Genomic DNA, 16,805 nt, shown 5'->3' with positions numbered 1-16,805 from the left:
ATGAGTTTCTTCGATACCTTGAGTGGACTCTCTCGCGAGCAGTTGCGTATGGCGCTCTATTCCACCACGGCGGCCCAGGTAGAAGCGGCGATCGAGGGTGAGCAGGGCAACTTGGATCATCTGTTAGCCCTGCTGTCGCCGGCCGCCGAGGAGTACCTAGAGCCGATGGCGCAACGTGCTGCCGCCTTAACCCGGCAGCGATTTGGTCACAACATCGGCCTCTATCTGCCGCTCTATCTCTCAAATCTCTGCGCCAACGAGTGTGACTACTGTGGTTTCACCATGAGCAACAAGCTTAAGCGCAAGGTGCTTAGCCATGATGAACTGGCGGCGGAGATGGCGGTGATCAAGCCTCAGGGATTTGATTCCATCTTGTTGGTCTCCGGCGAGCATGAAACCAAGGTCGGCATAGATTACTTTGCCGATATCTTACCCTTGGTGAAGGCGGAATTTAGCCATGTGGCCATGGAGGTGCAGCCGCTGAGCCGTGAACACTATGGGATTTTGGTGGAGAAGGGGCTGGATGCCGTGATGCTCTATCAGGAAACCTACGATCCTGAGACCTATCGCAGACATCACCTGAGGGGCAATAAGCAGGACTATGGCTATCGTCTCGAATCGCCGGAGCGGATCGCCCAGGCGGGCGTAGATAAGATAGGCCTAGGTGTGTTACTGGGTCTCGATGATTGGCGCATGGACGCGCTCTTGATGGGCTATCACCTGGATTATCTCGAGCGCCGCTTCTGGCGCAGTCGTTACAGCATATCCCTGCCTAGGCTCAGACCCTGCGTCGGCGGTATCACGCCCAAGGTGCAGTTGACCGACAAAGGTTTAGTACAACTTATCTGCGCCTTTCGTCTCTTCAACGAGCAGCTTGAGATCAGCCTCTCGACCCGAGAGACGCCTAGTTTGAGAGATAACCTGATAGGGCTCGGCATCACCCAGATGAGCGCCGGTAGTCGCACCGAACCGGGTGGCTATGTCAATCCGGCCGCTCAGCTAGATCAGTTTGAGATCAGCGATGAACGTAGCGCCGCCGAGGTTGCCAGTGTCCTTCGAAGCCGTGGCTTTACCCCTGTGTGGAAAGACTGGGAGGCTGGCTGGATAGGCGCAGGCTAACCAATTCAAGATGTTAGCCGAGCCCTCTGTAATGCTGTACTTTGCTTGGCCTTTGATTAATAATTAGCCATAACTGTGACTCATGAAAAAGGGCCATCAATTATGGAAATACCATCGAGCTTTTCTTCCGGTCTGGCCGGCTTGCAGAGCGCTCAGTCTGGCCTGACTCAGGCTACTGTGGATGTCGCCAAACCCAGCCAACCTCAGGTGAGTGAAGCTGGCGGCACAGAGACGACCAATCCGGTCAACGCCACAGATAAAACTGAGGCCCTGGTCTCGGCGATAGAATCGAAAAACCAAGGGGAAGCCGCGGTTGAAGTATTAGAGACCGCTAACGAGACCCTAGGTACAGTGATAGATATCAAGGTGTAGGCCATGGCCGGCGCCATGACTACGCCCCCCTTAACGGCAATGCGCCTTAGCGCATTGCCGTCTTCTTCTGCTTCAACGTCTTCAATTTCCTCATCCTCTACAGCTTCTTTATCTTCTTCAAATAGAGCTTCAAGTTCTGTAAGTGCTGTTTCAAGTTCCATAAGCTCCGCTTCAACGCCAGCAGTCACTCAACAAGCGTCGCATGCCAGCCTAAAGGCCAACACGGCGGTTTCTTCGACGCCTTCGGGTGCAACCAGTGTACTTACCTCTGGTCACTTAAGTTCTGGCCTGTTAACACAAAGCGGCTCAAGTATAAGCCAGCCTATCTTCAATAGCAGTTCGTCGACTCAAGGGGGGTATAGCCTCTCCAGCGGGCCGCTCGGAGTCGGCGGCCTACTCAACCAAACGGCGAGCTCTGGTTTTAGCAGTGGCTTGAGCAAAGGCATGGGCAATGGCGGCGGGGCCGATGTCGCTCCTGCACTACCGGGCACTGGAGGCGGCGTAATACCTGACTTTGGTTTAACTCCCGGTCTAGCGCCTGATACAAGTCGTCATGAAGGACAAAGTCCGAGTACAGCAGGCGGACAAGGCGGCGTTGACGTTAGTCGCGGCAGTTCAATTGAGGGTGAAAAGCCGGTAGTCGATATCTTTGGTGGGGCCAAGGAAACCCGCGGCGAGGCATACAACCCCTTCGCGGATAAGCAAGATCGAAAGGACGCACCAGGTGATGAGAGCCACTCACAAGATCCTGAACTTGCCCGTCAGGAAGCTGAGCTGAAAGAGCTGTCCAGACGTGACGCCGAGGTGAGAGCCCATGAGCAGGCCCACGCCAGCGTTGGCGGCACCTTCGCCCGCAGCCCAAGTTTTAAGTATGAACAGGGTAGCGATGGCAGGCGTTATGCGGTTGATGGCGAGGTGGCGATCGATATCTCCTCTGTGCCTGGAGATCCCCTGGCTACCCTGAACAAGATGAAGCAGGTCTACGCGGCGGCGATGGCGCCCGCGACCCCTTCGATGGCAGATATCCGGGTGGCCAGCGAAGCCCTGCGTAAGATGAATACGGCCAAGGCCGAGCTGGCTAAGACGCGTCAGCAAAGCGCTATCACCCCAGAGCAGATGAAGCCGCTTATCGATGCCGGTAAGAGTGAGCAGCAGCGTCAGCTGCCAGAGCCAGTGACGCCAAAGGTGAGCGGTAGCGTGGATGAAAAGGGCAAGATCTCTGCGGCCAGAATCGATTCCCCCTCACCGCTGGATGATGATAGAAGCCCTTCACAATCGATAGAGCGGATCAGTCGCCAGCTCCTGGCCGCCAATGGTCTTCTGTTTAGCGCTGAAGCCCTGTCGATGCGCTACCAAGCGGGAGAGTCTGACGCTTCTTCAGCATCTTCCTCGTCCTTCGCCTTCTCCCTCTAAGACTGAATGATTCTTAAGGATCAACTGCTCGAGCAGCTGTGAGGCGGGTCCTTGCTTATCGCGGTTGGGGATAACCAGGCTGAGCGGCACCTGACGGTGACTCGAGCCCTTGAGCGTCAAGCGGGTGAGGCGACCTTCCTTGATAGCATCGCAGATCAGATGACTGGGGATCCAGCAAAAGCCCAGCCCCTTGGACAGAACCACCAGGGCCTCATGGAAATTGGCTACCGTCCAGCGCCGCTCCGCCTTGAGCCAACCCAGCTCGCCGCGGGCGATCTGGCCCGTATCTTTGATCACTATCTGTAGCTGCTCAGCTAGCGTCTGATCGTCCAGCGGTAACTCCATGCTCGCCAGGGGATGAGAGGGGTGACAGACCAGGTGAAAATCGACGTTACATAGGGGCTGAGCCAGATGACCCTTTGGCGGCGCGCCGCCTATGATGGCGAGATCCACGGCTTCCGACTCTACCAGTTCTGCACTGCCGCTGATCACCGAATCTAAGATGGTGATCCGGGTGCCGCGCCCCTGAGGCTCAAACTCGGCCAGGGCGTCGATGAGATGCTCCATGGGATAGATCATCTCGCGGGAGATCAATAGGCTCGGCTCCCAGCCTTTCTCCAGATTGCTGGCTAACTGCTCCAACTCACTCACCGAGCGGGTGATGTGGCGAGAGCGTCGCAGTAGCACCTCGCCGCTCTCGGTAAGGTAAGCCTTGCGTCCTCTGACTTCCAGCAGGGCGACCCCCAACTGGGTCTGCAGTTTGGCCACCGCATGGTTAAGGGAAGATTGACTCTTGTTGAGCTTCTCTGCCGCCTGGGCGTAGCCACCACAGTCGACGACCGCCTGTAGGATGCGCCACTGCTCGAAGGTCGATTTTGCCTGACTCATACTGCTCCTGCGCTCCTAATGCGTTTCGGCTTTAGATTTTGCTTTATCGGCTTTTTCCTTTGCAGCATCAGCCTTGATGCTGACCAGCTTAGGCAGGTACTTCTTGGTTGCCTTAAGATTATGGAAATAGGGGCCCTGATGCAGAGTCTTAGGCCAATCTAACAGCATCATGGCTAATACGTTGCGGTGCTCGCCCAAGGCGAGATCTGGGTTGCCACGGGGTGAGGGTATGGTCTGCGCCTTAGGATCGAAGGCGGCCATGATGTGCGCCTGGGTCTTCTTCACCACAGGATTGTCTGACATTCCCGCCAGGTGGAAGCTGATGCCCACCTCGGCGATGATATCGTCGGTGGCGTCTTTCAGGATCCTGTCTATGTTGGCCTCGAAGTAATCTAAGATCCAGGCAAATTCCTTTCTATCGACCGGATGCTGATAGTACTCACTGGCGGCAAAGATAAAGTGTGTCATGCCGTAGATTTTGTTGCGAAACTGCTTCTTATCGAGTTTGGCATCGCGACTCTGAGGATAGACGCGATTGAAGCCGTCCTTATACTCCTGCACATAATCACCCACACCAAGCTGCTTCGCCCAGTAAACATAGTTCACCAGCTGCGCCGCCCAGGCTTCGATCATCGCCTTGTCGGTGAGCCCGCGTTGAAGATCGGTGGCCTTTAGCGCCTTGATCAACTTGTCGTGGCAGGGACCTTGTAGACCAAACTCATCGATGCGGCTGGAGAACCTTAGTAGCACGTCGGTATAGAAGAGAAATTCGGGGAAGGGAGCCAGCGCCTTCTTGCGCGCCTTGGCTCTTGGGCCCTTACCCAGCACGTCGATGGCGGCCTGAGCTTCTTGCTCGATAAAACCCGGTTTATCCAGCTGGCAGGCATAAAAGGCCTGAGACTCTGTGACGGCGTACAGATCGACCAGGGCCGCATTGGCATACTTGTCATCGCCCGTCATGCGATAGAGGCGGATGCCGTAATGTCCCTGCACCCTTGGTGGCAGCTGGTAGAGGTTATCTTCCAGATTTTGTTGGATCGCCTGTTTGACGCCCTGTGCGTCCAGTGATGCTGTCGCCTTAGCCGAGGCGGGCAGGCTAGGGAGCAGCAGGGCGGAGGTGAGTGCGAGTGCACCAAAGATTCTAGAGTACGGGCTTAGGTTGATCATGTTGGCTCCTTTCTAGGATGGTGGCGACAGATTGCGCGCTGCCAAAAATTGCGGTGAGTTGCTCATCAAGGGGCTGTTGCTGCTCGTTGATGAGAAGGAGTTCAAAAACGCTTGTTGCCTCCAGCTGAGCGTCACTCAAGATCTGCTCAGCCAGGCGCTGATGCCACAGCGTGAGGTAATAAAGTGGCCCTTGAGTCACCACACCGGTAAAACTGTAGAGGGCGTCATCGGCACCTGGCCAGGGCGCGCCGAAACTGGCACCAAATTCCTGGCTGAGATTCCGGTAGAGACGATTATCAGAGGTTTGATACGCAGACAAAGCCAGCTTGCTGCGAAATACCTTTAGCTGCTTGGAGAAGGCCTTAAGCTCGGCTTCGCGGCTATTGGATGGCAACTCGGGTAGCAGCTGTTGGCTCAGATATTGATTCAGCCAGAGACTGGCGATCGCCTGGCCATCGCCTAAGGTGTTGTTGAGATAGTAGCGCCCACCGGTGAGCAGGCGAGACATCATCTCGGCCACCGCTGCGATAAGCTGCTCCTGACTGCGATAATCATTTAACTGGTCTGGTAGGGTCAGGGTCAGCTGACCAAATTGCTGCCCGACTACGGTTTGTCTCAGGGGGCTCAACTGGGCCTTAGGTTCCTTAAACGTCGGCGTCTTAATTGTCGGCGTTTGCGCCTTCTCTGTTGGGGGGTGCTTTTGTTTTCCTAGCGGCGGATTAGCTCGCTGCGAACCTGTTAATTGGGGTTTGGGCGGGCGATCGAGAAAAACATCTCCCAGCAAACGCCCCTTATGCCAAAGCCGCAGCATATTGGTGTTAACGGTTTCAAACTCAAGGCCGAATGGCGAAAGTTCGGCTTGAATATCATCCAGCAGCTGCTCACCCGAGCGCGGTGTTACTTCGACCTTGGAAAGCACGGCAAGCTTGGAACCCAGTGTCCAGGGGGCTGGGGCTAGCTGAGTCTGGCTGTCGAGGAAATGCTTGACCTGTGCGGGATTGGCGAGCCGCTGATGGCTCAGGGCCCAGCTTGCATAGTCGTCGGCGCCATGCTCGAGCGCTATCGTTTGTTTGGTCGCCATGATGAGGGAGATGGCCGCCTGATTTTTCTGTTTGGCCCTGACTTGGTAGGCCTGCCACACCTGACGCTTACAGCTTTCATCTTTTTGATGGATAAGGTAGCTGGCTATCGAATTATCGAAGGCCTGTTCTGGTCGGTCAGCATGCTGAGTTTCTTCATCAGTAAGGCGACACTGACTCTGACCTATGCTGAGCGACAGGTCTTTCTGCTTCAGGCCGTGGGCGACGCTGGCCTGGGCGGTATGGATCTTTGCCTTCTGCTGCTGGTCAATCTGCTCGGCAATCTGCTGCGTCAGCAGCTGACCAAACTGGCGCAGCCCTGGCGCGTCGCTTTGAGACCAGTTCTGGCTTTGGGTCTGGAGCCAAGGCTCGTGTGCCAGGCGGTCAAACTCATCGGCCAGATGCAGCTGACATTGAAGCAGCGCCTCTTTATCTTCGGCATTTAAGGGATAGTGGCGATAGAAGCGCACGCTGTCTTTGAGGTTAAACAGGCCGATCAACTCGCGTTCGAGTCGTACACTGGCATCGAGCTGCGTGGGGCTTTCCTGAGCTTGAGACAGGGAAACCTGATAGTCGATACACTGCTCGCTGAGCAGTGTGATAGGAGAGGCGGCCTGGGCCGCCGGGCTGAAGTTAAGCGCTAGGGAGACTGCTAAAATGCGTTTTAGCATAGGCGACGCGCTCTTCCACTGACATAGATTTGTTCTTCATCTGCTCGACATGTTTGAGCCTTGGCAGCAGGCCCTGTCCGTTGGCGATCTGAATCGCCAGACCAGGACGGGCGTTGAGCTCAAGCAGCAGAGGACCAAGCTTTTGATCCAGTACCATGTCGGTACCCAGATAACCCAGCTCACTCATCTCATAGGCCTTAGAGGCCGTATGCAGAAGCGTGTCCCAGTGGGGCACCTGGATCTCGGTGAGCTTCTTGTCGGTATCCGGATGCAGATCGAGCGGACGGTCAAACTGCACCGCATGCAGGCCACGGCCTGTGCCGATATCCAAGCCAACGCCCACGGCGCCTTGGTGCAGGTTGGCCTTACCGTCGGACGCTGCAGTGGATAGCCTGAGCATGCCCATCACGGGGAAGCCCTTGAAAACGATCAAACGAATGTCGGGTACCCCTTCGAAGGAGTAGCCGTCGAACACGGGGTCGAACTCGATGAGTCCCTCGACGATGGCCACATCTGGCTTGCCGCCCAGGGAGAAGAGGCCGCTCAAGATGTTAGAGATATGGCGGTCGATCTCGCTTGGGGTCACCTCATGACCGTTGGGCTTGAAATAGTGGCCATTTTCCACCTTAGTGATCACCAAGATCCCTTTACCGCCAGAGCCCTGTGACGGCTTGATCACGAAACCGTCACGGTTGTTGACCATCTCGGGTATGTGCATGATCTCATGTTGCTGACAGACGGTGCCGATTAGCGCCGGCACGGCGATATCGTTCGCCAGGGCCAGCTGCTTGGTGGTGAGCTTGTCATCCACTCGCTTGTAGAACTTGCGCGGGTTATAGCGACCTATGTAGTCGATGTTGCGCTTGTTCATGCCAAGTACGCCGTTTTCCTTCAGCTTTCGGGGCTTTGCAAACAGCATAGTTATTCTCCCGCTAAAGGTCTAAAGCGTCTAAGTTCCAATAACTTATAACCTGTGTATTGGCCCATCAGGAGTACAGTTGCCAGGATCACCAGGTGGATACCCAGGAAGTTAAATACCCAGTGTTGTACCCAGGTAGCGCTCATGGCCAGGTAGGCTAAGGTGGCAACAAACAGGCTGCCACCGCCCTGAACCATTACCTCTTTGGCGCCTTCCTCTTCCCAGAGAATCGACATACGTTCGATGGTCCATGCCAAGATGATCATCGGGAAGAAGGTGATGGTGAGACCCTCGCTCAAACCGAATTTGTAAGAGAGCAGGGTAAACAGGCCTATGATGCCGATCACCACAATGATCACCGCCGAGATCCGCGAGATCAGCAAGAGGTTGAGATCCGATAGATAAGAGCGGATCATCAGGCCGAAGGCGACGATCAGCAGGAAGCCAACAAGGCCGGTCAGCAGTGTGGTCTGAATAAAGGCCAGGGCGATCAGCACGGGCATGAAGGTACCCGAGGTCTTGATGCCGATAATCACCCGCAGGAACACCACCATAAGCACGCCGATAGGGATCAGTAAGATACCCTTAAACAGGCTCTGCTCTTCCAGCGGTAGCTGATAGAGGGAGAAGTCCAAGGCATTCTTGTTCTTCAGCATGTCGATAGAGGTGGCGAGCGCCGAGCGGGTGTCTTGTAACATAGAGAAGTTAACCTGAGAGTTAACCCCGCCTACTACGTCCAGGGTCGACTTGGCGGTTCTATCCCAGATGAGCAGGTTGTCAGGGCGTCCCTGAGTACCATCGTTGGGATTGAAGATGATCCACTGACCCTGATGATAGACCTCAACATAGTTGGTCAGCTGCTGACGACGACGTTGATCTTCTAAAAACAGACCGCTGACTTTCTTCGCCGGGATCCCCTTGCTGTTGAGCATGCGGATAAACAGCTCGGCGCGGGAGTTGCTGGTCAGCAGTAGCTCAAGGTTCTGGCTACGTTCTGTAGCATTGAAGCTCTTGTTAAGCTGCTGAGCAAACGACAGGTTAGTGGCGCTGCGAGACCAGATCTCGTTCATCACCTGCTCGGCGGCGGCTTTCTCTGTGGCGGGCCAGTTGTAGGCCTGCGGCGCGTCGGGTTCTTTGTCGGCCGGGATCTCATTCTTGCCGGTCGGTACTAGTGTCACCTTATAGTAGAGATCTTGCTGACCAATCGCCTCGCGGGTCGACCAGGTGACCTGACGGCCTGTGTCATCCTCTGTGGCTGACAAGCCGTAGCCAGGTGAGGTGGCGTTTTCCGCTAAGATCTCAAAGGCAGGATCCTTGGGCAGCGAGAAGGTCACCTCGGCAGGTTCGCCGGTTCCTTGGAAGCTCACCTTGGCATCCACGGCCCAGCTCTGTACCTGCTCGCCAGGGAGGAAGGGGACATTATGTTCTATGCCGCGATAGACGCTGGCGGCGATGCCTGCGATAAACAGCAGGGCCACTAAGATATAAAAAGGTTTTTTAGAGTGCATCGAATTTACATCCTATTATTTGGCTGTTTTTGATGGATTGTTCTTACCGTGCACAAAAGTCTGTCCTACATCGACGACGGCAATGTCTTGCATAAACTTACGTCCCAGCAGCAGCTGATAGTCGAGGTGACTACGATCGACCAGGTTGAGATCGGTTTCCGCCTTGTAGTTGCCAATCTGTAGATGGGCATGGATCACCGGGCGTCTGTCATTCTTATCATCGGCATCTTGCTTGATGCGCACGAAGCGCTCGACCTTTGACTCGAAGGTCTGTGATGGCTTATCAGCGCCTTGAGTGAACACATCGAAGCGCACCCACTGCTTGCCATTACGCTCGAACAGTATGATGTTGTGGGCATCCAGCGATGAGGATTCGGCGCCGGTATCGATACGGGTCTCGAAGCCTGCCTTGATCTCATCGACATAGACGTGTTCTACCGCCCCCAGGATAAACTTGTCACCGATAGGAGATGGGTCACACTGCACTGGCACCTGTACCACCTGCTTCTCGGGCTGGGTCTTAACGGCCGCCACCTGCTTGGACAGCTGCTCTAGCTGGGCAGACAGGGAAGTCAGCGCCGCCTGCTGCTCGCTTTGGCTGGTGCTGATCAGGGTGACTAGCTCGCTCTTCTGCTCGCTCAGGCTGGCATTGAAGGTGTCGACATCGACAGGCGCGGGCTGCTTAGGATCTTGGGTGGCCGCGCAGCCTACCAGGCTGGTTACCAGGGCGAGAGTGGTCATCTGTTTTAACATAGTGCTTCCCGTTTACTATTCTTGTTTAAACCAAATCTTTGTTGGGTTGATTCTTAACGGCGATAAAAGTGGCGCGTTTGGGCGCCGGATACCCCTCAACCGTCATGCTGACATCGTTAGGATCCAGGTAGTCCACCAAGGACTCATTAGGCATCCATTCTGTGCTGCGCTGCTCTGCAAGTGAAGTCACATCGATATCGACGCAGCGAACATCGACAAAATCCGCCTTCTTCAGCCAGGCTTCCAGCGCATTGGCCGACGGCAGGAACCAGACATTGTTCATCTTGCCGTAGCGCTCCCCTGGGACCAGTACGGTATTTTCATCGCCATCGACCACTAAGGTCTCGAGGACGAGTTCACCGCCGGTCCTCAGTTGATCCCTCAGTTGCAGCAGGTGATCTATGGGGGAGCGTCTGTGATAGAGCACGCCCATGGAGAAGACGGTGTCGAAGGCATCCAGTGGCGGTAGCTGCTCTATGCCAAGTGGCAGCAGGTGCACTGGGTGGTCATTGCCCGCCAGGCGTTTTACCGCCTCAAATTGACACAGAAACAACGGCGAGGGGTCGATACCCACGACGCGTTTAGCGCCGTCACCTAGCATACGCCACATGTGATAGCCGCTGCCACAGCCGACATCCAGCACGGTGCGATTCTTCAGTGGTGAGATATGGGGCTGAACTCGCTCCCATTTCCAATCTGAGCGCCACTCGGTGTCGATATGGATGCCGTGTAGATCGAAGGGCCCCTTGCGCCAGGGGCAGAAGAGTTTTAGCAGGTTCTTGAGTTTCTCCTGCTGTCCCTTGCTGAGCTGCTCGCCGCTGCCCACTTCTACCTTAGTGGTGAAATCGATTCTGTCCGGCGCAGGATAGTGCAACTTATTGAGCACCTTCTCCCACTTGGGTAGGTTGCCATGCTTATGTTCACGTTGCCACTGGCCGAGGATCGCCGGCAGCTCTTCTAACCAATGTTGAAGATTGGAATCGGCGATTTGTTGATAAAAGGAGCTGAAGCTGATCACTTGATGGCCACCATAGATGCGAAATTAAAACATTGGAACCAGACGCTGAAATGGCTAAAGCCCTGGGCTTTAAGCCTTTGCTGATGCTGGGGCAGGGTGTCAGGTTTCATTACATGCTCGAGCGAGCTGCGCTTTTGGCTGATCTCAAGCTCGCTATAGCCGTTGGCGCGCTTAAAGTCGAGGTGTAGCTCGTCCAGCAGATGCTGCACCGGCTCGTCTTCGAACACTAATTTCTCTGACAGCACCAGAATGCCGCCGGGCTTGAGTCCCTGATAGATCTTGGCGATCAGCGTCTGTCTGTCTTCCGGGGCCAAAAACTGCATGGTGAAGTTTAAGATGACCATGGAGGCATCTTGGATCTCGATATCGCGTATATCGGCGCAGATAAGGTCGACCGGGGTTTCGCTGACATAGGCGCTGAGGTTCTGTTTACAGCGTTCGATCATAGACTCGCTGTTGTCGACGGCGATGATCTCACATCCGCGACCTTCGATGCGGCGACGCACGCTCAGGGTGGCCGCGCCAAGGGAGCAGCCTAAATCATATATCTTGCTATTGGGGGTGACACATTTGTCGGCGAAATCGCCCAGGGTGTTGATGATCTGTCCATAGCCGGGAACAGAACGGCGGATCATATCGCTAAAGACGCCTGCGACTCTATCGTCGAATTGAAAGTCACTGATATGTTCACAGGCCTGTGCGTAAATAGTATCTTGAGTTGAGTTCATCAGAGTTTTTTGAGTAAATTCAATATTTCATTCTAGCTAATGATAACAGTTCGCAGCAAGTCTGGTACTGGTAATTAGGAATAAAATTCTGTCTAATATCCTAATAACAACATATATTTTACAGCGCGGTGACTTTGCGCTCGACGCAGGGATGCTAAGGTTATTTTTTGTAGCCAGCTTGTAATATAAGCTGCCTTTTATAAGCCCTTTTTATAAGGGACTGTTTTTAGAACAAGTGATAGCTTGGCTTGATATAAAAATGATAATAGAAACTGGGACCTACCTTTGACACCACTACACTCTTTTGCTTCGGCCTGTGTTGCCTGGCGACGTATCCTGTCGGCATGCTTAGTCTTTGCGCCCCTTATGATGGCCCGTTTTGTGCTGGGAACTGCCGCGTTGGCGCTGAGTTTAATGCTCAGTTTTCAGGTGTCTGCAGAAGAGCAGCAAGCCCCGCTAGTCTTGGTAATGGGGGAGGACAGCTACCCTTATCAGTTCGTCGATGAGAATGGCGATGTCAAGGGGGTCTTGGTGGATCTTTGGCGTGAGTGGTCGTCTCAGACTCAGGTGCCCGTTGTATTTGTCGCCCGTCATTGGCAGGACTCCTTGAAACAGCTGGCGCAGGGGGATGCCGATATTCACATCGGCCTTGGGATCACCAAGGAGCGGGATAAAGATTTCGATTTCGCGGCGCCCATCGCCTATGTCAGTACCTATCTCTATGTGCGCAACACGCTAAAGGGTAAGAAGAGTTTTAGCGATCTCCAGCCCTATCGCATCGGCATAGTGACGGGTTCATCCCATGAATCCATTCTCAATCAGCAAGTTACTGGTTTGAGTTATCGCTACTATAATAGCCGCGCCGAACTGCTTCGTGGCGTGGTGGCCGGTGAGGTCGATGTCTTCGCCGGCATGGAAGGCTACTTAAAGGATAACGCCGTTAGCCGCGCCGTTCTGGAAGAGTTTCCCCTGGATAATCGTTTGCTTATCAAGAAGACGGCGCTGGTGCCCGCCGTCAGCAAGGGAAGGCTGGATCTTATCACAGAGATCAACCGCGGCTTTGACCGCTTGAGTCAAACCAGCCGCGCCGAGATAGACAAGCGTTGGCTAGGTTTTAGCCATGATGCCAACACCTTAGTGATTGCCACCACGACAGGAATTCAACCCTTTGTCGATACCGGCGGTGACGGCGAACCTCACGGTCTCTATATCGATATCTGGAAGCTCTGGTCTAAGAAGACGGGCATAGAAGTGGAGTTTCGCCCGGCCGCTATGGAAGATGGCCTGGATGAACTCAAGTTTCACCGCGCCGATATTCATGTGGGGTATCCCGAGAGCGACACCATGAAGACCAATCTCACCCGGGCCTGGCGCACCTATCAGGTCAAGAGTCGCCTGTTCAGTTATGGTAAGGCGATCAATAGTCTGGATGAGCTAAAGGGTAAGCGTGTCGGCGCAGTGCCTACCGCGCCTTATCTGGATAAACTCAAGCAGGCGCTGCCAAACTCCGAGCTTAAGCTCTATACCGATGTGACCCAGATGATCCAGGCCGCCCAGCAGGGGCATATCGCCGCCTTCGTGGCTGCGTCTGCCTGGACTCAGCACTATCTGCTGCGCGCCGAATCCTGGTCTGACTTTCACCAGTATCGCAAGCTGGCCTTTACCACAGATATCTATGCCTTGACCCGCAATGAGGACAAGGGACTGGCTCAGCGCATTGCGGCGGGCTTTCGTCTGATCAGCAACGCCGAGCTTGCCGCGATAGAGAATAAATGGATCTTGGATAGAGACGACAGAAGCGTGCAGTCTTTGCTTAATCCGCTCGCTATCACAGAGGAGCAGCGCCGTTATCTAGACAGCTTGGGTACGCTTAAAGTGGGCTACCTTGCTGCCTGGGCGCCCATGGAGTATCAGGGGCCGTCCGGCGAGTTTATGGGGATCAACAGCGAGATAAGCCACTGGGTCGCCGAGCAGCTGGGTTTAACCATTGAGGGGGTGCCGTTCGATCGCTGGAGCAGTCTGCTGGAGGCGCTTAAACAGGGTGACATCGATATCGTCGGCAGCGTCGCCCATACCCCAGAACGCGAGCGGGAGATGGTCTTTACCACCCCCTATTGGCCATCGCCCTGGGGATTGGTGACTAACCTCAGTCAGGTGACGGTATTTAACCTGAGTCAGATGAGTGGTAAACGCCTGGCGATCGTCGAGGGGTATCATCTCATCGCCAATCTGATGAACAAGGCGCTGGGCATCGAGCTGGTGATTGTGCCCAACAGCCGCGCCGGTGTGGATGCGGTGGCCCAGGGCAAGGCCGATGCCTTCATCGAGAAGGTGATCAACATGACCATGGTGCTTAAGGAGTCAGACTACAAGGCACTTAAGATGTCTGTGCTGGCGGACTTTTCCCAGCAGCAGAGCCATTTCGCCTTAAGCCCCAAGTTTGATGCGCTTGTGCCCTTGTGGGATCAGGCCATCGCCCAGATCACTCCTGAGCGGCAAGAGGAGATTTATCAGCACTGGGTGAAAGAAGAACCTAGCAGCTGGAGGGCCTGGGTGAACTATCAGAGTGCCTTCTATCTTCTGGCGCTACTCAGCTTTGTGGTGTTTGTCTATCTTATCTGGCGCGCTCAGCGTAGCCGCCTGGCGGCCGCCAAGGAGCTGGCCCATGAGCTGACCCGAGCGGGGCAGTTTGATGCACTCACCGGCTTGCCGAATCGCAGCCTGCTCGATGACAGATTGCAGCAGTCTGTGCTCTTACATCGCCGCGAGATGCAGTCCTTTGCCGTACTCTTTATCAGCTTCGACAATATGCGTGAAATCAACCAGACCTATGGCCATCAGGTGGGCGACAGGGTGCTGGCCAAGGGCGCGCAGCGCCTTAAGTCTGCGGTGCGTAAGTCTGATACTCTGGCGCGTTTTGGCGGCAACGAATTTGTGATGGTGCTTAATCGCAGCAAAGATCTCGATACCGTGTGCCAGGTGGCCGACGGTATAGTAGGCGGCTTTAGCGCTCCCTTTGCGATCAACGGCCTGGATGTGGCACTATCGGTCAGCATAGGGGTGGCCATGTTCCCAAGCGATGGCGATACTGTGGTGGAGCTACTCAAGACCGCCGACAAGTTGATGTCACGGGCGGTTAAACAGGGTGGGCGCTGTTACCAGAGCGCCTGATCTGTGACCCCAGTTCAGGATTTGATGGATATTTATCCAACCCAAAGGTTTACTTCATTTTAAGCGGATGAAGTTGTTTTGAAATCGGCAATATTTCACTATAATGCCGCTTTTGTCATGTATTGAATATCCTCAAGCACGGCCTTGACGGATGAAAGGAAAGTGTTAGATGCGCAGTCATTATTGTGGAGACGTTAATCGGTCTCATGTTGGGGAAGAAGTTACTCTCGTAGGTTGGGTTAACCGCAGTCGCGATCTCGGCGGCGTGGTTTTTCTGGATTTGCGCGACCGTGAAGGCGTGATTCAGGTAGTATATGATCCTGATCTGCCCGAGGTATTCGATGTCGCCAGCACACTGCGCAGTGAGTTCTGTGTTCAGGTGAAAGGCTTGGTACGCGCCCGTCCAGACAGCCAGATCAACGACCAGATGCGCACAGGTGAGATTGAGGTGCTGGGCAAGGCCCTGACCATACTCAACAGCGCACCGGCACTGCCGATCAACATGGACAAAAATCAACACAACACCGAAGAGCAGCGCCTGAAGTATCGCTACCTGGATCTGCGCCGCCCAGAGATGGCCGAGCGCATCATCTTCCGCTCTAAGGTGACCAGCGCCGTGCGTCGTTTCCTCGACGGCAATGGTTTCCTCGATATTGAGACACCAATTCTGACCAAGGCAACCCCAGAGGGTGCCAGGGACTATCTGGTGCCTAGCCGTACCTACAAGGGCCAGTTCTTCGCGCTGCCACAATCACCACAGCTGTTTAAGCAGCTGCTGATGATGTCTGGCTTCGACCGTTACTACCAGATCGTCAAGTGTTTCCGCGACGAAGACTTACGCGCCGACCGTCAGCCTGAATTTACCCAGATCGATATCGAAACCTCTTTCATGACCTCAGCTCAGGTGATGGACAAGACTGAAGAGATGGTACGCGGCCTGTTTAGAGAGCTACTTAATGTCGACCTAGGCGAATTCCCTAAGATGACCTTCGCCGAGGCGATGCGTCGTTATGGCTCAGACAAGCCAGACCTGCGTAACCCGCTAGAGCTGGTCGATGTTGCCGATCTGGTTAAAGATGTCGATTTCAAGGTGTTCCAAGAGCCAGCCAACGACAGCGAAGGCCGTGTTGCCGTGCTGTGTGTGCCGGGCGGTGCTAGCCTGTCACGTAAGCAGCTCGATGAGTATGGCAAGTATGTCAACATCTATGGCGCCAAAGGCTTGGCATGGATGAAGGTCAATGAGCTGGAGAAAGGCCTGGAAGGCATTCAGTCGCCAGTGCTTAAGTTCTTAAGCGAAGAGGTGGTTAAGGGGATCCTTGAGCGCACAGGTGCGGCCAACGGTGACCTAATCCTATTTGGCGCCGACAAGGCGAACATAGTAGCAGAAGCCATGGGCGCGCTGCGTCTCAAGGTTGGTGAAGATTTCGACCTGCTTCAAGGCGACTGGAAACCACTATGGGTGGTTGACTTCCCAATGTTCGAGCGCACCTCTGACGGTGGCCTGCACGCCATGCATCACCCATTCACTGCGCCAAGTGGTATCACGCCAGCCGAGCTGGAAGCGGATCCAACGGCGGCCATCTCTGATGCCTATGACATGGTACTTAACGGTTGCGAACTGGGCGGTGGCTCGGTACGTATCTATGACGCCGAGATGCAGTCGGCCGTATTCAGAATCCTGGGGATCAACGACGAGGAAGCACAAGAGAAGTTTGGTTTCCTGCTCGAAGCGCTCAAGTATGGCACGCCGCCACACGCAGGTTTGGCGTTCGGCCTAGACCGTATGGTCATGCTGATGACAGGTGCCAGCTCGATTCGTGACGTGATGGCCTTCCCTAAGACCACCACGGCAGCCTGTCCGCTAACCAATGCCCCTGGCTTTGCTAACCCGGTACAGCTCGAGGAGCTCGGGGTCAGCGTAGTGGAAGCGAAAAAAGAGCAGGAATAGATCAAGATTGAACCAATAAGCCGAGCATCTTGCTCGGCTTTTTCGAGGCAA

General features: G+C 54.8%; 13 protein-coding genes. 5 read left to right on the top strand and 8 right to left on the bottom strand.

Annotated features, from left to right (window positions below; all coding sequences use genetic code 11):
- The 3 genes from thiH (at position 1) to K0J45_RS10695 (ending at position 2,904) form a co-directional block, all read left to right on the top strand.
- A complete protein-coding gene (gene thiH / locus K0J45_RS10705; protein WP_220042546.1) occupies positions 1-1,119 on the top strand; it encodes a 2-iminoacetate synthase ThiH in 1,119 nt (372 codons plus the stop codon).
- 102 nt (positions 1,120-1,221) lie between these two features.
- Positions 1,222-1,491: a hypothetical protein gene (locus K0J45_RS10700; protein WP_011865888.1), complete on the top strand. Its 270-nt coding sequence runs from the start codon at positions 1,222-1,224 to the stop codon at positions 1,489-1,491.
- Positions 1,492-1,923: 432 nt separating this feature from the next.
- Complete coding sequence (locus K0J45_RS10695) at positions 1,924-2,904, top strand: putative metalloprotease CJM1_0395 family protein (RefSeq protein ID WP_220042545.1); 981 nt, start codon at positions 1,924-1,926, stop codon at positions 2,902-2,904.
- Here K0J45_RS10695 and K0J45_RS10690 read toward each other — a convergent pair.
- From K0J45_RS10690 to cmoA, 8 genes are read right to left on the bottom strand one after another with little or no spacing between them, the layout of a single operon-like run.
- Complete coding sequence (locus K0J45_RS10690; protein ID WP_220042544.1) at positions 2,869-3,792, bottom strand: LysR family transcriptional regulator; 924 nt, start codon at positions 3,790-3,792, stop codon at positions 2,869-2,871. The genes K0J45_RS10695 and K0J45_RS10690 overlap by 36 nt on opposite strands.
- A 15-nt stretch (positions 3,793-3,807) precedes the next feature.
- Positions 3,808-4,959: a DUF3541 domain-containing protein gene (locus K0J45_RS10685; protein ID WP_220042543.1), complete on the bottom strand. Its 1,152-nt coding sequence runs from the start codon at positions 4,957-4,959 to the stop codon at positions 3,808-3,810.
- Positions 4,934-6,709, bottom strand: coding sequence for a gluzincin family metallopeptidase (locus tag K0J45_RS10680; protein WP_220042542.1), 1,776 nt, complete (start codon positions 6,707-6,709; stop codon positions 4,934-4,936). Before K0J45_RS10680 ends, K0J45_RS10685 begins: the two co-directional genes overlap by 26 nt.
- The gene (locus tag K0J45_RS10675; RefSeq protein ID WP_011865883.1) at positions 6,672-7,628 is read right to left on the bottom strand and encodes an alpha-L-glutamate ligase-like protein; all 957 of its coding nucleotides are present in this window, start codon (positions 7,626-7,628) and stop codon (positions 6,672-6,674) included. The genes K0J45_RS10680 and K0J45_RS10675 overlap by 38 nt, the downstream gene beginning before the upstream one ends.
- Positions 7,629-7,630: 2 nt before the next feature.
- Positions 7,631-9,136: an inactive transglutaminase family protein gene (locus K0J45_RS10670; RefSeq protein WP_220042541.1), complete on the bottom strand. Its 1,506-nt coding sequence runs from the start codon at positions 9,134-9,136 to the stop codon at positions 7,631-7,633.
- A gap of 15 nt (positions 9,137-9,151) precedes the next feature.
- Positions 9,152-9,889 (bottom strand): ATP-dependent zinc protease family protein, encoded by a 738-nt coding sequence (locus K0J45_RS10665; protein WP_220042540.1) that lies wholly within the window; start codon positions 9,887-9,889, stop codon positions 9,152-9,154.
- Between the two features lie 25 nt (positions 9,890-9,914).
- The gene (gene cmoB / locus K0J45_RS10660) at positions 9,915-10,907 is read right to left on the bottom strand and encodes a tRNA 5-methoxyuridine(34)/uridine 5-oxyacetic acid(34) synthase CmoB (RefSeq protein ID WP_220042539.1); all 993 of its coding nucleotides are present in this window, start codon (positions 10,905-10,907) and stop codon (positions 9,915-9,917) included.
- On the bottom strand, positions 10,904-11,635 hold the full coding sequence (cmoA, locus tag K0J45_RS10655) for a carboxy-S-adenosyl-L-methionine synthase CmoA (RefSeq protein WP_011865879.1): 732 nt from the start codon (positions 11,633-11,635) through the stop codon (positions 10,904-10,906). Before cmoA ends, cmoB begins: the two co-directional genes overlap by 4 nt.
- A 366-nt stretch (positions 11,636-12,001) precedes the next feature.
- Between cmoA and K0J45_RS10650 the strand changes: the two genes are divergently transcribed.
- On the top strand, positions 12,002-14,806 hold the full coding sequence (locus K0J45_RS10650) for a transporter substrate-binding domain-containing protein (protein ID WP_220042538.1): 2,805 nt from the start codon (positions 12,002-12,004) through the stop codon (positions 14,804-14,806).
- Between the two features lie 169 nt (positions 14,807-14,975).
- The gene (gene aspS, locus K0J45_RS10645; RefSeq protein ID WP_220042537.1) at positions 14,976-16,754 is read left to right on the top strand and encodes an aspartate--tRNA ligase; all 1,779 of its coding nucleotides are present in this window, start codon (positions 14,976-14,978) and stop codon (positions 16,752-16,754) included.
- Positions 16,755-16,805: the final 51 nt, after the last annotated feature.

Source organism: Shewanella alkalitolerans (genome assembly GCF_019457575.1).
Classification (GTDB): Bacteria; Pseudomonadota; Gammaproteobacteria; order Enterobacterales; family Shewanellaceae; genus Shewanella; species Shewanella loihica.
Note: the sequence above shows the minus strand (reverse complement) of the source record. Positions and strands in the feature narration are given on the sequence as shown.

Coding starts and splice junctions, on each gene's coding strand:
- thiH (WP_220042546.1), top strand. CDS start 1: ATGAGTTTCTTCGATACCTTGAGTGGACTCTCTCGCGAGCAGTTGCGT.
- K0J45_RS10700 (WP_011865888.1), top strand. CDS start 1,222: ATGGAAATACCATCGAGCTTTTCTTCCGGTCTGGCCGGCTTGCAGAGC.
- K0J45_RS10690 (WP_220042544.1), bottom strand. CDS start 3,792: ATGAGTCAGGCAAAATCGACCTTCGAGCAGTGGCGCATCCTACAGGCG.
- K0J45_RS10685 (WP_220042543.1), bottom strand. CDS start 4,959: ATGATCAACCTAAGCCCGTACTCTAGAATCTTTGGTGCACTCGCACTC.
- K0J45_RS10680 (WP_220042542.1), bottom strand. CDS start 6,709: ATGCTAAAACGCATTTTAGCAGTCTCCCTAGCGCTTAACTTCAGCCCG.
- K0J45_RS10675 (WP_011865883.1), bottom strand. CDS start 7,628: ATGCTGTTTGCAAAGCCCCGAAAGCTGAAGGAAAACGGCGTACTTGGC.
- K0J45_RS10670 (WP_220042541.1), bottom strand. CDS start 9,136: ATGCACTCTAAAAAACCTTTTTATATCTTAGTGGCCCTGCTGTTTATC.
- K0J45_RS10665 (WP_220042540.1), bottom strand. CDS start 9,889: ATGTTAAAACAGATGACCACTCTCGCCCTGGTAACCAGCCTGGTAGGC.
- cmoA (WP_011865879.1), bottom strand. CDS start 11,635: ATGAACTCAACTCAAGATACTATTTACGCACAGGCCTGTGAACATATC.
- K0J45_RS10650 (WP_220042538.1), top strand. CDS start 12,002: ATGATGGCCCGTTTTGTGCTGGGAACTGCCGCGTTGGCGCTGAGTTTA.
- aspS (WP_220042537.1), top strand. CDS start 14,976: ATGCGCAGTCATTATTGTGGAGACGTTAATCGGTCTCATGTTGGGGAA.